This is a genomic window from Streptomyces acidicola, from assembly GCF_009377235.1.
Taxonomy (GTDB): Bacteria; Actinomycetota; Actinomycetes; order Streptomycetales; family Streptomycetaceae; genus Streptomyces; species Streptomyces acidicola.
Genome location: NZ_VMNX01000072.1, coordinates 12,154 through 26,003, shown reverse-complemented (window position 1 = coordinate 26,003; position 13,850 = coordinate 12,154). Strand labels below are relative to the sequence as shown.

Here is a 13,850-nt window from a genome sequence, read left to right as displayed (position 1 = left end):
CGACCAGCCGAACACAACCCGCAGCCGCCAACCGACAAATACTCCCGAGCTCTCAGGCGCCCCCTACAGCCGTAAGCAACGCAAGCGGCGCCGCGGCCGCCCGAGCCTCCCGCACACACGCATGCGGATAAGGAACGGGCTCCGGGTGGGTGTCCCGCCCGTACCCGGCCAGGACCTCGGGCAACCGGTGCCCGGTCGCCATCGCCGCGTCCACCAGCCCGTGCGCAACCGTCCGCGCCTCGTCGTGCAGCCCGTAGCGCGCGAGCCCCAGCGCGATGAGCGCGTTGTCGTGCGGCCACACGGAACCCAGGTGGTAGGACAGCGGGTGATACGCGGGTTGCCCGGCCGCGACCGTCCGTACGCCCCACCCCGAGAAGAAGTCGGGCTCCAGCAGCCGCCGCCCCACCAGTTCGCCGTACTCCTTGTCCAGCAACCCCGACCAGAGCAGATGACCGGCGTCGGAGGCGAGCGCGTCGACGTGGTTGCCGTCGCCGTCCAGCGCCAGCGCGGCGAACCCGTGGTCGGCCATCCAGAAGTCCCGCTGGAAGCGGTCGCGCAGATCGGCCGCCGCCTGCTCCAGCAGTGCCCCGTAGACCTCGTCCTCCCACACCGTGCGGGCGAGGTGGGCCGTGCGGCGCAGCGCGTCGTACGCATAGCCCTGGGCGCCCGCCGCCATCACCGGACCGGAGGGACGGCTGCCGTCGGCCGAGCAGATCGCGCCCGGGGAGTCCTTCCAGTTCTGGTTCGCGAGGCCGCCCTGGTCCGCGCGGTACACCAGGTAGCCGCGGGAGGTGAGGCCGCCGTGGTCGAGCATCCAGCCGATCGCGGCACGGGCGTGGGGCTTCAGACGGCGGGCCAGGCTCACGTCGCCGGTCTGCTCGACGTACGCGCCGAGGAGGACGAGGAAGAGCGGGGTCGCGTCCACCGAGCCGTAGTACCGCCCGAACGGCACCTGGCCGAAGTGGGCCAGCTCGCCGTGCCGTACCTCGTGCACGATCTTGCCCGGCTGGGCCACCGCGTCGAGGCCGACCTCGGTGGCCTGGGTGGCGGCGAGTGCGGGGAGGGTGGCGGCCGCGAGCTCCGGGCGGTAGGGGAGGGCGAAGAGTGAGGTGAGGAGCGCGTCGCGGCCCAAGAGGGTGAGGAACCAGGGGACTCCGGCCGCGGGGACGCGCAGTTCCTCCCCGTCCGGGCCCGTCGCGGGGACCTGGAGCACGGCCAGGTCGCTGAGCCCGCGCGCACAGGCCGCCGCCAGCTCCGGCCAGCTCGTCGGGAAGGGCACGCCCTCCGCGAACTCGCCCTCCAGGGCGAGGAGTTGCTCGGTGGCGACGGCGGGGGAGGACGGAACCTCGGGTGCGCGGGGGGTGCCGTGCGGGCGTGCGGCCACCTGGAGTGTCAGCTCCGCCGAGCCGTGGGGCTCCAGGTCGAGGGCCCAGACGAGGCGGCGGGCGCCCGTGCCCGTCTCCTCGACGCCGTCGGGCGCGGGCTCGGACGTGACCTTCGTACAGGAGTGCCACTCGCCGCGCCGGTAGCTGAACTCCACGCCGTCGTCGAGGACCGTGCGGGAGCGCACGGCGCCGATCTTGGTGTACGTGCGGTGGTCGGAGCGCAGTTCGAACTGGTCCGTGAAGTCGGCGTCCGCGGTGACCGCGATATGGACCGTCGTCGGTACCGGGCGGTTGCTGGTGACGCGCAGCGACTCGACTAACGCCCCGTCGGTGACGGCCTGTTCCCGGAAGAGCGTGTACGCCGGCGGCTCCTGGCGGCCGCCGCGCGGTACGAGGACGCAGCGCGCGGTGTCGCCGTCGGCGACCGGGGTGAGCGTCTCGGGTACGGCGCCGTCGACGGTGAGCTGCCAGCGGCTGAGGTGGCGGGCGTCCCGTACGAACAGCCCGTCCGGGGGGTTGCCGCCGCGTACCCCGCTGATGTCGCCGCCGTCGCCCACGGCCGCGAACGTCCTGCCGCGTACGAGCAGATGCTGCCGGTCCGTCATCCCCGGTCCCCTCGTTTGTCCCTCATGTCGTCCATGTTGTCCATGTTGTCCATGTCGTTCATGCCGAACGTGCCGATGCCCACGGGGGTCACGCCGTGCCCCGGGGGCTGGTGGAGCAGGTCGAGCGTGAGTGCGGCCGTCCAGCTGAAGTCGCCCGACCCGCAGGCCTCGCCGGTGTACGGGTCGACGTACTCCGCGAACCCGGATGTGCCGGCGGTGCTCAGGAAGTCCTCCCGCAGAGCGTCGGCCCGTCCCCGCTCACCGTGCAGCCGCAGCCCGCGCTCGATCAGCCAGGCCGTGTTGAACCAGGCCGGACCGCGCCAGTAGCGGTGCGGGTCGAAGGCCTCACCGGTGAGGTCGTAACTCGGTACGAGACGGGCGGCCCCGCCGAGCCCGAAGTGCGGTCCGCCGGCCGTGCGGAGCAGGGTGTCGGTGATGTCACGCGACAGGGTCGGCAGCAGCAGGGGGATCAGTCCGGAGACACCGCGCTCGGGGATCAGTCCGCCGCCGCGCACGTCCCGGCAGAAGAACATGCCTTCCACCGGGTCCCACAGCCGGTCCACCAGGGCGGCCGTCAGCCGCTCCGCGCGCGCGTGCCGGGCCGTGCCCGTGGCGCCGAGCTCCTTCGCGATCCGGGCGAGCGCGTGCTCCGAGGTGATCAGCAGCGCGTTGAACGCCGGGTCCTCGACGGCGAAGTCCCCGCGGCCGTCGGCATAGGCCCCGTCGCGGTAGTCCGTCGCCAGGCACACGTACCGCCCGTAGTCCAGGTCCGTCGGCCGGTCCTCGGGTGCGCCGTGGTCGAGGTCGGCGCGGCGGAAGGAGCGGGCGGGGGCCGGGGTGACGCGGGCGAGTGGGGCGTCCCAGCACGGGGAGTTGTCCATGCCCTGCTCCCAGGGGTGGACGACCGAGGCCAGCCCGCCTCCGCCGAGGTCACGGCGGTGCAGCAGATAGCGGTGCCAGGCGGCCAGACGCGGGTACAGCCGGGGCAGGAAGCCGCGCGCCCGGGACAGTCCGGGGTCGGCCTGGTGCACCAGCCATGCGGCGAGCGCGTGCACCGGTGGCTGCACGATGCCCGAGGTCTGTACGGTGCGCGGGGCGCCCGCGGCGTGCCCCGCGGTCGAGGAGCGCCAGAAGTCGGGGCTCGGGAAGTACGCGTCGAGCGGCACGGAGGGGTTGAAGACGATGTGCGGGATCCGGCCGTCGCCCCACTGGGCGTCGAGCAGCGTCTCCAGCTCCGTCTGCGCCCGTAACGGCGACAGGTGCCGCAGCCCGATGGCGATGAACGCCGAGTCCCACGACCACTGGTGCGGATACAGCCCCCGCGACGGCACGGTCGACGTCCCCGTCCAGTTGTCCTCCAGCACCCGGGCGGCCCTGCGGTGCAGGGAACCGGCCGGCGCCGCCGGATCGTATACATCGGCTCCGACGTGCGTGATCCCGTCCGGACCGGGCCCGATTCCACGCGGCTCGGCCGGCTTGCCCGGCTCGGCCGCGGGAGGTGGGGCCGAGGTGCGGAGTGGGCCCGTGCGGTCCCGCAGTTGGGCGGTGAGCTGGGTTGTGCGGTCCACGCAGGGCCCCCCGAGGACGTCGAGCCGACCGGTTCGGCAGTGGCTACCGTAGAGTTACGTCTATTTAACACGCAAAACTCAATATGTAATGCAAGGTTGGTGAACGCAAGGGGGTGCGCATGAATGGAAGGGCTCTGAAGGCGGGCGGTCATGCCGGTGCCGGAGATCTGCTCGAACTGGTCCGCAGCGGGCGGGCCACCACCCGTGGCGCGCTCCAGCAGGCCACGGGCCTGTCCCGGGCCACGGTCGGCCAGCGTCTGGACCGGCTGTTCCGGGCGGGCTGGCTGCGCGAGGGGGCCGGCGGTCCGGTGGACTCCCCGCTGGGCGGACGCCCCTCCATCACCCTGGAGTTCGACGACTCCCACGCCGTCGTGCTCGCCGCCGACCTCGACACCCGTCACGCCGGCGCGGCGGTACTCTCGCTCACCGGCGAGATCCAGGCCGAGCACACGGGCACCCTGGTCATAGACGACGGCCCCGAGGTCGTACTGGACGAACTCGGCCGCTGGTTCGCCGAGTTGCTCCAGAAGGCGGGGCGGCCGGCGGACGCGGTGTGCGGCATCGGGCTGGCGGTCCCCGGCCCGGTCGACAGCGACACCGGCCGTGTCGTCCAGCCGCCGATCATGCCGGGCTGGGACGGCTACGACATCAGAGGCCGCCTGGCCCGCGCCTTCGCCGAGCACGCGGGTGGCAGAGCGGACACGGCCGTCCTCGTCGACAACGACGCCAACCTCATGGCCTACGGCGAACAGCGCACCGGCTACCCGGACTGCGCGGCCTTCGCCCTCGTCAAGGTGTCCACGGGCATCGGGGCCGGAGTGGTCGTCCGGGGGGCGATCTACCGCGGGATCGACGGCGGTGCCGGGGACATAGGGCACATCCGGGTTCCGGAGGGTGCGGACGCGCTGTGCCGATGCGGCTCGTACGGCTGTCTGGCCGCCGTGGCGAGCGGTGGCGCCGTGGCCCGGAAGCTGGCCGAGGCAAATGTTCCGGCCGCCTCGGGCTCGGACGTGCGGGACCTGCTGGTCTCGGGTCATCCCGAGGCGATGGCGCTGGCGCGGGAGGCCGGGCGCCACGTCGGCGACGTACTGGCGACGGTGGTGACGCTGCTGAACCCCGGTGTCCTGATGATCGCCGGGGATCTGGCCGGTACCCCCTTCCTCACCGGGGTGCGTGAGCTGCTGTACCAGCGGGCGCTGCCCCGCTCCACCGCCCACCTCGACGTGGTGACCTCACGGCTGGGGGAGCGGGCGGGTCTGGTGGGGGCGGGCGCGCTGGTCGTGGAGCATCTGTACGCGCCGGAGCGCGTGGAGGAGCGGCTGGCCGCGCTGGGCGTGTGAGGGGCCTGGGCGTGAGGCGGCCGTGGGCGTGTGACGGGCGTGTTTCCGACTGTGTCCGGGGCTGTCTCCCGGTCCGCATGCTGAAATCCGGGCACCCCGAACGGCGTGATTCTCGCCACCCCTGATAGGGGCTGCGCTCAGATGAGCGAATCGTGGGCGGGTTCCGCTTCTTCAAAGGGTGGCACTGAGTGCCACCCTTTGATCGTTCATCAGGTAAACTCAGACGTAAGGATTGCTGCTCATCTGAGCGATAGGCGGGATGGGTGGGTGATCTCCCGTTCAAGAACTGAACACATCGTGTCGTCTTTCCTTGCCAAGCCTTGACTTTCGATCCAGCGGCGGACGGGTGGTTACAGGCGCATGACGCGCAAGTGGACGTACCCAGGAGCCTTCGATCTGGGTATGTTCCTCGCCGTCAGGGCAGCCACCGCGTCCTCGGAGGAGTTGGGACCCGTGTCGGAAAACAAAGAACCCCACGCAGACCGCACGGCTCAGAGCGTTGAGAGCGTGAAGTTCGTTTATGACTTCACCGAGGGCAACAAGGACCTCAAGGACCTCCTCGGCGGCAAGGGCGCGAACCTCGCCGAGATGACCAACCTCGGCCTCCCCGTGCCTCCCGGCTTCACCATCACCACCGAGGCCTGCAAGGTCTACCTCGACAGCGGCGAGGAGCCGGTGGCACTGCGTGACGAGGTCAGCTCGCACCTCGCCGCCCTCGAGAAGACCATGGGCAAGAAGCTCGGCCAGCCCGACAACCCGCTCCTCGTGTCGGTCCGGTCCGGGGCGAAGTTCTCCATGCCCGGCATGATGGACACCGTCCTCAATATCGGCCTCTCCGACAAGTCCGTCCAGGGCCTGGCCAAGCAGGCCGGCGACGAGCGCTTCGCGTGGGACTCCTACCGCCGCCTCATCCAGATGTTCGGCAAGACGGTCCTCGGCGTCGACGGCGACCTCTTCGAGGACGCGCTGGAGGAGGCCAAGAAGGCCAAGAAGGTCGCGGTCGACACGGAGCTGGAGGCCGCGGACCTGAAGAAGCTGGTCACCAAGTTCAAGAAGATCGTCAAGGCCGAGGCCGGCCGGGACTTCCCGCAGGACCCGCGCGAGCAGATGGACCTCGCCATCAAGGCGGTCTTCGACTCCTGGAACGGCGACCGCGCCAAGCTCTACCGCCGCCAGGAACGCATCCCGCACGACCTCGGCACGGCCGTCAACATCTGCTCGATGGTCTTCGGCAACCTGGGCCCGGACTCGGGCACGGGCGTCGCGTTCACCCGTGACCCCGCGAGCGGCCACCAAGGCGTGTACGGCGACTACCTGCAGAACGCGCAGGGCGAGGACGTGGTCGCGGGCATCCGCAACACCGTCGCGCTCGCCGAGCTGGAGAAGATCGACAAGAAGTCGTACGACCAGCTCATGCAGATCATGGAGACCCTGGAGAACCACTACAAGGATCTCTGCGACATCGAGTTCACCATCGAGCGCGGTCAGCTCTGGATGCTCCAGACGCGTGTCGGCAAGCGCACGGCGGGCGCCGCCTTCCGGATCGCGACCCAGCTCGTCGACCAGGGACTGATCGACGAGGCGGAGGCGCTCCAGCGCGTCAACGGCGCCCAGCTCGCCCAGCTGATGTTCCCGCGCTTCGACGAGCAGGCGAAGGTCGAGCAGGTCGGCCGCGGGATCGCCGCCTCTCCGGGCGCGGCGGTCGGCAAGGCGGTCTTCGACTCGTACACCGCCGTGAAGTGGTCCCGCTCCGGCGAGAAGGTCATCCTGATCCGCCGCGAGACGAACCCCGACGACCTGGACGGCATGATCGCGGCGGAGGGCATCCTGACCTCGCGCGGCGGCAAGACCTCCCACGCCGCCGTGGTGGCCCGCGGCATGGGCAAGACGTGCGTGTGCGGCGCCGAGGAGCTGGAGGTCGACACCAAGCGCCGCCGGATGACGGTGCCCGGCGGGCACGTCGTCGAGGAAGGCGACCTGATCTCCATCGACGGCTCCAGCGGCAAGGTGTACCTGGGCGAGGTACCGGTCGTCCCGTCCCCCGTCGTCGAGTACTTCGAGGGCCGGATGCACGCGGGCGCCGACGACGCCGACGAACTGGTGGAGGCGGTCCACCGCATCATGGCCTTCGCCGACCGCAAGCGGCGCCTGCGCGTCCGTGCCAACGCGGACAACGCCGAGGACGCCCTGCGGGCCCGGCGCTTCGGCGCCCAGGGCATCGGCCTGTGCCGTACGGAGCACATGTTCCTCGGCGACCGCCGCGAACTCGTCGAACGCCTGATCCTGGCGGACACCGAAGTGGACCGCGAGGAGTCCCTGAAGCAGCTGCTCCCGCTCCAGAAGCAGGACTTCGTGGAACTCTTCGAGGCGATGGACGGCCTGCCGGTCACGATCCGCCTCCTGGACCCGCCGCTGCACGAGTTCCTGCCCGACATCACCGAGCTGTCGGTACGGGTGGCGCTGGCCGAGTCGCGCAAGGAACCGCACGAGAACGAGCTGCGCCTGCTCCAGGCCGTGCACCGCCTGCACGAGCAGAACCCGATGCTGGGCCTGCGCGGTGTGCGCCTCGGCCTGGTCATCCCCGGACTGTTCACCATGCAGGTACGGGCGATCGCCGAGGCGGCGGCCGAGCGCCGGGCGGCCAAGGGCGACCCGCGCGCCGAGATCATGATCCCGCTGGTGGGCACGGTCCAGGAGCTGGAGATCGTCCGCGACGAGGCCGACCAGGTCGTCGCGGAGGTCGAGACGGCGACCGGCACGGAACTGAAGCTCGCCATCGGCACGATGATCGAGCTGCCACGGGCCGCCCTGACGGCAGCCCAGATCGCGGAGGCGGCGGAGTTCTTCAGCTTCGGCACCAACGACCTCACCCAGACGGTGTGGGGCTTCAGCCGCGACGACGTCGAGGCCTCGTTCTTCACCGCGTACCTGGAGAAGGGCATCTTCGGGGTCTCGCCCTTCGAGACGATCGACAAGGACGGCGTGGGCTCCCTGGTGAAGGCCGCCGCCCAGGCCGGCCGCGCGACCCGTCCCGACCTCAAGCTCGGCGTCTGCGGCGAACACGGCGGCGACCCCGAGTCGGTCCACTTCTTCCACGAGGTCGGACTGGACTACGTCTCCTGCTCGCCGTTCCGCATCCCGGTGGCGCGCCTGGAGGCGGGCCGGGCGGCCTCGCAGTCGGCGGGCAGCGACCACCGCTGAGGCGGCGCGGCGACAGTCCCGCCCGCCTCCCCTGACCCCGGAGCCGCCGTCGGTCCCCGACCCTCACCGATCGCGGCGGCTCCGGTCCACCAGAAGAGGGCGGCACCCTGTGCGGGGGTGCCGCCCTCTCGTGTCACCAGGGAGTGCCCGGCGCGCCGACCGCCCGTAGTCTGGTTACCCACCCGTACGCGGAGGGAGCCCGAGCCATGGCCGGCTGGAGAGCGACCGACATCCCGGATCAGACGGGCCGTACGGCCGTCGTCACCGGGTCGAACAGTGGGATCGGCTACGTCACCGCACGCGAACTGGCCCGGCGTGGTGCGCGTGTTGTGCTGGCCTGCCGGAGTGAGGCGCGGGGCACGGCGGCGGTCGAGCGGCTGGTGGGCGAAGTGCCGGGCGCGGAAGTGGAGTTCGCGGGGCTCGACCTCGGGGACCTGGCGTCCGTACGGCAGTTCGCGGCCACGTACGAGCAGGGGCACCGGCAGCTGGACCTGCTGATCAACAACGCGGGTGTGATGGCGCTGCCGCAGGGCCGTACCGCGGACGGCTTCGAGACGCAGTTCGGGGTCAATCACCTCGGGCACTTCGCGCTCACCGGGCTGTTGCTGCCGGTGCTGCTCGGCACGGCCGACGCACGCGTGGTGACCGTCTCCAGCGGGATGCACGCGATGTCCAACATCGACATCACGGACCTCAACAGCGAGCGTAAGTACGGTCGTTGGACCGCGTACGCCCGCTCCAAGACCGCGGGCCTCCTCTTCACCCACGAACTGGCGCGCCGGCTCGCCGCCATCGGCTCCGACATCGTGGCGGTTGCCGCGCACCCCGGCTACGCCGCCACCAACCTCCAGACCGCGGGCCCCAAACTGGAGGGCCGCCGGGCCGCCGAGAGCTTCATGTCCATCGGTAACCGTGTCTTCGCCCAGTCCGCGGAGGCCGGCGCCCTGCCCACGCTGTACGCGGCCACGGCCCCCGACGTCCGCCCCGACTCCTTCACGGGGCCGGGCATCCTCGGCTGGCGCGGCTCGCCCGCGAAGTCGTGGCGTGCCCCTTGGGCACTCAACGACAGGGCGGCGGAACGGCTTTGGGAGGAGTCGGAGCGGTTGACGGGAGTTGCGTACGAGGGATTGAAGCGTTGAGGCCAGGGGGCGGCGGGGCCCCGGTGCGACTCCTCGCGGGCACCACGTCCACGTCATCGCTCGGCAATGACATGTCCACCCCAGGCCCCTAGTGTCCGTGGTCGCGCGACCCCGCCGCCGACCGGTGGCGGGGCGGTCACGACACATCCCAGGAGCAGAAGTGGAACGTCGTACCCTGCTGCGTACCGCCGTACTCGGCGGCTCCTCCGCCGTCTTCGGCGGAACCCTCTGGCGCGGCGCCGCGTACGCCGCCCCCGCCCAGCCGGGCACCGGCCCCTACGGTGCGCTCGGCACCGCCGACGCCAACGGCATCAGACTCCCCAGCGGCTTCACCAGCCGCGTGATCGCCCGCTCCGGCCAGACGGTCACCGGCACCTCGTACCGCTGGCACAACGCCCCCGACGGCGGCGCCTGCTACGCCGACGATGGGGGCACCTCCCGGTCGAGCGAAGCCGAGAGTGGGGGAGGATGGATCTACGTCTCCAACTCCGAGATCAACCCGTCCGGCGGCGCGAGCGCGGTCAAGTTCTCGTCGACCGGCGCCATCACCGGCGCGTACCGCATCCTCTCGGGCACCCGCCAGAACTGCGCGGGCGGCAAGACCCCGTGGAACACCTGGCTGTCCTGCGAGGAGGTCGACCGGGGCTACGTCTACGAGACGGACCCGTGGGGCACGAACGCGGCCGTGCAGCGCGCGGCGATGGGCCGCTTCAAGCACGAGGCGGCGGCCGCCGACCCGGTCCGCCAGGTCGTCTACATGACCGAGGACGTCACCGACGGCTGCTTCTACCGCTTCAAGCCCACGACGTGGGGCGACCTGTCCTCCGGCACCCTGGAGGTGCTCGTCGCGGGCACGGGTACCAGCGGCCCCGTCACCTGGGCCAGGGTCCCCGACCCCACGGGCGCCACCGCCACCCGCAACCAGGTCTCCGGCGCCAAGCGCTTCAACGGCGGCGAGGGCTGCTACTACGCCGACGACACCTGCTGGTTCACCACGAAGGGCGACAACCGCGTCTGGCAGTACAACGCGGCCGCCCAGACCATCGAACTCGCCTACGACGACTCCCTGGTGACGGGTGGCACGGCGCCGCTCACGGGCGTCGACAACGTCACGGGCTCCGCCTCCGGCGACCTCTTCGTGGCGGAGGACGGGGGCAACATGGAGATCTGCGTCATCACGCCGGACGACGTGATCGCCCCGTTCCTGCGGATCGACGGCCAGTCGGCGTCGGAGATCACCGGCCCCGCGTTCTCGCCCGACGGCACCCGGATGTACTTCTCCAGCCAGCGCGGGACGAGCGGGAGCTCGTCGGGCGGCATCACCTACGAGGTGACGGGGCCGTTCCGGGCGTAGGGGAGCGATACCGCAGGGTCTCCCGGCAGGCTCCGACTGTGGCCTGCCGGGAGACCCCGGCAACGGAGGACGACCCCCCCGCCCGTGTGAGGGCGGTGCGACCTACGTCCGCCTCATCACATCCATGCCGTCGACCCGTCAGTACGTACCGGCACCTTCCGGCGCCAGGTCACCCAGTCGTCGGTCCTGAGTGCCGCCTCGTCGATCTCGATGCCCCACCCGGGGCGGTCCGGGCGCAGGGGGAGATGTCCGTCCACCGGGAGGTACGGGTCGGGGCACCACGTCACGTCGTCCGGTTTGTACTCGAGGATGTCGAAGTTGGTCGTCGCCGCCGCGAAGTGCACGTTCGCGGCGGTCGCGAGCGGACCGAGCGGGTTGTGCGGCGCGACGGGGACGTAGTGCGCGTCGGCGATGGCGGCTATCTTCACCATCTGGGTGAGGCCCCCGACCACGCAGATGTCCGGCTGCACGATGTCGGCTCCGCCCGCACCGAGGAGTGCCAGGAACTCATGGGGCGAATACAGGGATTCACCCGTGGCCAGCGGCACCGCGATCTCGGACCGGATTCTGCCCCAGGCGGGGATGTGTTCCGGCCGTACGGGCTCCTCCAGGAACAACGGCTGGTGGGGAGCGAGCGCCGCGCCCATGTCGACGGCCTGCCGCGGTTCCCACAGGCAAGCGTGGGCGTCGAAGGCGAAGTCCCACTCCTCGGGGTGGTGCTCGCGGACCGCACCGAAGTACTCCCCGAGTTCGCGGACCACCAGACCGAACCGGGTCCGGTGCAGGTCCCGCCGGTAAGGGCTCAGCTTGAACGCCGTGAAGCCGTACCGCTCGTGCAACCGCGCGGTGACATCGCGCAGTTCCTCGACGTCGGGCGCGGAGTACAAGCCGGCGTACACACGCACCCGGTCGCGTACGGCGCCTCCGAGCAGTCGGTACACCGGTACGCCCAGGGCCTTGGCCGCGATGTCCCACAGGGCGTGGTCGATCGCGGCGATCGCGGCGAGGCCCAGTGCCCCCTGGGGGAAGCGGCCGGACTGCAGGAGGAACTGGTTGACCCGGCTCGGGGAGCGGGCGTCCATGCCCTTGATCTGGTCGAACAGGTACTCCAGTAGCGGCGGATAGGCCAGGTCGGGGCCGTGGTTGTACACCTCCGACCATCCGACGACGCCGTCATCCGTACCGATCTTGACAAGCACTCTGGGCCGGTCGCCGACCCGCTGCCGGAAGGTTTCCAACGACTCGATCCTCATGCGGCACCCTCCCTGGCGATCCCGGACAGTCCGGCGGCGTTCGGCGAAGCCGTCACGAGGTGGTCCCTTCCTGGTGTCCGGCGGCCTTCGCTGATACGTCGTCCCGGAGTGTCACCGGTTTGATCCGCACCCAGAACAAATAGATCGCCGCGCTGAGCAGGCAACTCGCGGCCGCGCCGAGCAAGGGCCCCACATAGGATCCGTTGCTCGAGGCCAGGAACAGTCCGATGGCGATCGGGCTGATGAGGCTGCCCACCTGGGAGCCGAAGTTCTGGAAGCCCGCCACCGCGCCGACGCACGACGACGAGGGCGCCACCTCGGCCGGCAGGCTCAGGATCGCCGCGCCGGCGAAGGAGTGAGCGGCGCTGCTGACGGTGAGCACGATCATCAGCACCAGGTTGCTCTCGATGAACGGGGCGAAGCCGATACAGGCGCTCAGTCCGAGCCCGGCGACGATCGGAAGCTTCCGGGCCAGGTTCGGGGACGACCCCGAGGCCAGCAACCGGTCGGACACGATGCCGCCCAGCACGGTGGATCCGATGGCGATGAGTGACGGTATCCACCCCACCATGCCGAAGTCGGCCTTGGAGAAGCCGCGGTCGTCGAGCAGATAGCTGGGATACCAGGTGAGGAAGAACGCTCCGGCGAGCGAACGGAACACATAGCCGGTCGTCAGCGCCCACACCTGGGAGTCGCCGAGCAGTACCCGCCAGGGCACATCCGCACCGTCCGGATCCGCACCGTCCGGATCCGCACCGGCCGACTCGCCCTGATCGGAGCGGATGTGCGCCAGTTCGGCCTCGGAAACACGCGGATGCCTCTCGGGGTCACGGTAGACGGCCGCCCACCCCACGATCCACAGCAGACCGGCGACGCCGATCACGACGAAGGCCAGACGCCAGCCACCCAGGAGTGCCAGTGCCGTCACCACCGGGATCGACAACGTGGTGCCGATCTGCTGGCCCATGTCGAACAGGCCCGACGCGAAGGCTCGTTCCTTACGGGGAAACCACCGCGAGACGACCTTGACGTTCGCCGGCTGCACCGGTGCCTCACCGATGCCCAGGCCGAGCCGGAACACGATGACCGAGCCGACGCCCTGGGCGAGGGCGGTGAGTGCCGTCCAGACCGACCACCAGCCGACCGCGATGGGATAGATGATCCTCGGTCCGAAGCGGTCGAGCAGCCGGCCGGAGGGGATTTGGAACAGTGCGTATGTCCAGAAGAACGCCGACAGCATGACACCCTGCACGGCGGAGCCGATGTGGAATTCCTCGGACATGTAGGGCATGGCCACACTCAGTGCGGCACGGTCGAGGTACGCGATCGTCAGGCCGAGCGCGGAGAACCCGACGATCGTCCATCGCATGTGGCTGTGGCTGCGGTTACGTTGCAGCCCAGGTGATGTCTCTGTCTTCGTCGAGGGCACGCGGGATAGGGGCACCATGGCTCCAGGCGTTGGTAGGCTCCCCGGGAGGGAGTAACGGTCCTCTGTCGCGGCCCGGGATCTTGGCGGTGAACGGGCCGCGACTCGTATCGTCGGTGACTCGTATCGTCAGTGAGAGAGCGGTCGTCTTCTGGTCATCGGTCCCGGCTCCGTGCGACCGGAACAGCGACCAGGCAGCGTCTTTCCGGGTCTGCGAACACCGTGCTCATCCGCAGCCACCCACTCGCGTCGCGTGTCGACGCGTCGAGGAGCCCTCCTCATACCCCAAGGCCATCAGCGCACCTCATTCAGACATATCGACCGTTCGTATATGACGTACGATGCACGACGCGGTTGAAGGTAGGAGCGCCGAAAGAGTTCGTCAACGCTTTTGACAAAATCCGCCGCCACGACAAGCGCGTGGTCGATGCCGCGCTCGGTGACGGAGTGTTGACCATCAAGGTTCCGGAGGCCCGGGCGGCCATCTGACGGCGTGTTCAGACTGGTCCCCGCACATGAGGAAGGCCCTCCGTGATCTTCACGGAGGGCCTTCCTCATGCCCAAACGGGCGGCCGCGCC

Annotated in this window: 9 protein-coding genes; 5 read left to right on the top strand and 4 right to left on the bottom strand. The window is 70.4% G+C overall.

Annotated features, from left to right (window positions below; all coding sequences use genetic code 11):
- Positions 1-52: 52 nt before the first annotated feature.
- The gene (locus tag FPZ41_RS20185; RefSeq protein WP_152864538.1) at positions 53-1,990 is read right to left on the bottom strand and encodes an amylo-alpha-1,6-glucosidase; all 1,938 of its coding nucleotides are present in this window, start codon (positions 1,988-1,990) and stop codon (positions 53-55) included.
- Positions 1,987-3,558, bottom strand: coding sequence for an MGH1-like glycoside hydrolase domain-containing protein (locus tag FPZ41_RS20180; RefSeq protein WP_407698798.1), 1,572 nt, complete (start codon positions 3,556-3,558; stop codon positions 1,987-1,989). The genes FPZ41_RS20185 and FPZ41_RS20180 overlap by 4 nt, the downstream gene beginning before the upstream one ends.
- 119 nt (positions 3,559-3,677) lie before the next feature.
- Here FPZ41_RS20180 and FPZ41_RS20175 point away from each other — a divergent pair, with 119 nt between their 5' ends.
- The 4 genes from FPZ41_RS20175 to FPZ41_RS20160 all read left to right on the top strand — a co-directional run bounded on the left by FPZ41_RS20175 (position 3,678) and on the right by FPZ41_RS20160 (position 10,592).
- Positions 3,678-4,898: an ROK family protein gene (locus FPZ41_RS20175; protein ID WP_152864536.1), complete on the top strand. Its 1,221-nt coding sequence runs from the start codon at positions 3,678-3,680 to the stop codon at positions 4,896-4,898.
- A 453-nt stretch (positions 4,899-5,351) separates the two neighbouring features.
- Positions 5,352-8,099, top strand: coding sequence for a pyruvate, phosphate dikinase (gene ppdK, locus FPZ41_RS20170; RefSeq protein WP_407698797.1), 2,748 nt, complete (start codon positions 5,352-5,354; stop codon positions 8,097-8,099).
- A gap of 206 nt (positions 8,100-8,305) precedes the next feature.
- Positions 8,306-9,238, top strand: a complete 933-nt coding sequence (locus tag FPZ41_RS20165; protein ID WP_152864532.1) for an oxidoreductase — start codon at positions 8,306-8,308, stop codon at positions 9,236-9,238.
- Between the two features lie 160 nt (positions 9,239-9,398).
- Positions 9,399-10,592, top strand: a complete 1,194-nt coding sequence (locus tag FPZ41_RS20160) for an alkaline phosphatase PhoX (protein ID WP_322620476.1) — start codon at positions 9,399-9,401, stop codon at positions 10,590-10,592.
- Positions 10,593-10,708: 116 nt separating this feature from the next.
- Here the strand turns inward: FPZ41_RS20160 and FPZ41_RS20155 are convergent, their stop codons facing one another.
- A complete protein-coding gene (locus tag FPZ41_RS20155; RefSeq protein ID WP_152864530.1) occupies positions 10,709-11,845 on the bottom strand; it encodes a mandelate racemase/muconate lactonizing enzyme family protein in 1,137 nt (378 codons plus the stop codon).
- Positions 11,846-11,897: 52 nt separating this feature from the next.
- Positions 11,898-13,214, bottom strand: a complete 1,317-nt coding sequence (locus tag FPZ41_RS20150; RefSeq protein ID WP_194236149.1) for an MFS transporter — start codon at positions 13,212-13,214, stop codon at positions 11,898-11,900.
- Between the two features lie 411 nt (positions 13,215-13,625).
- Between FPZ41_RS20150 and FPZ41_RS49545 the strand changes: the two genes are divergently transcribed.
- Complete coding sequence (locus FPZ41_RS49545; protein ID WP_265584239.1) at positions 13,626-13,760, top strand: hypothetical protein; 135 nt, start codon at positions 13,626-13,628, stop codon at positions 13,758-13,760.
- Positions 13,761-13,850: the final 90 nt, after the last annotated feature.

Excerpts from the sequence above, each read along its gene's own strand:
- FPZ41_RS20175 (WP_152864536.1), top strand. The coding sequence starts at position 3,678 with ATGAATGGAAGGGCTCTGAAGGCGGGCGGTCATGCCGGTGCCGGAGAT.
- FPZ41_RS20155 (WP_152864530.1), bottom strand. The coding sequence starts at position 11,845 with ATGAGGATCGAGTCGTTGGAAACCTTCCGGCAGCGGGTCGGCGACCGG.
- FPZ41_RS20165 (WP_152864532.1), top strand. The coding sequence starts at position 8,306 with ATGGCCGGCTGGAGAGCGACCGACATCCCGGATCAGACGGGCCGTACG.
- FPZ41_RS20185 (WP_152864538.1), bottom strand. The coding sequence starts at position 1,990 with ATGACGGACCGGCAGCATCTGCTCGTACGCGGCAGGACGTTCGCGGCC.
- FPZ41_RS20150 (WP_194236149.1), bottom strand. The coding sequence starts at position 13,214 with ATGCGATGGACGATCGTCGGGTTCTCCGCGCTCGGCCTGACGATCGCG.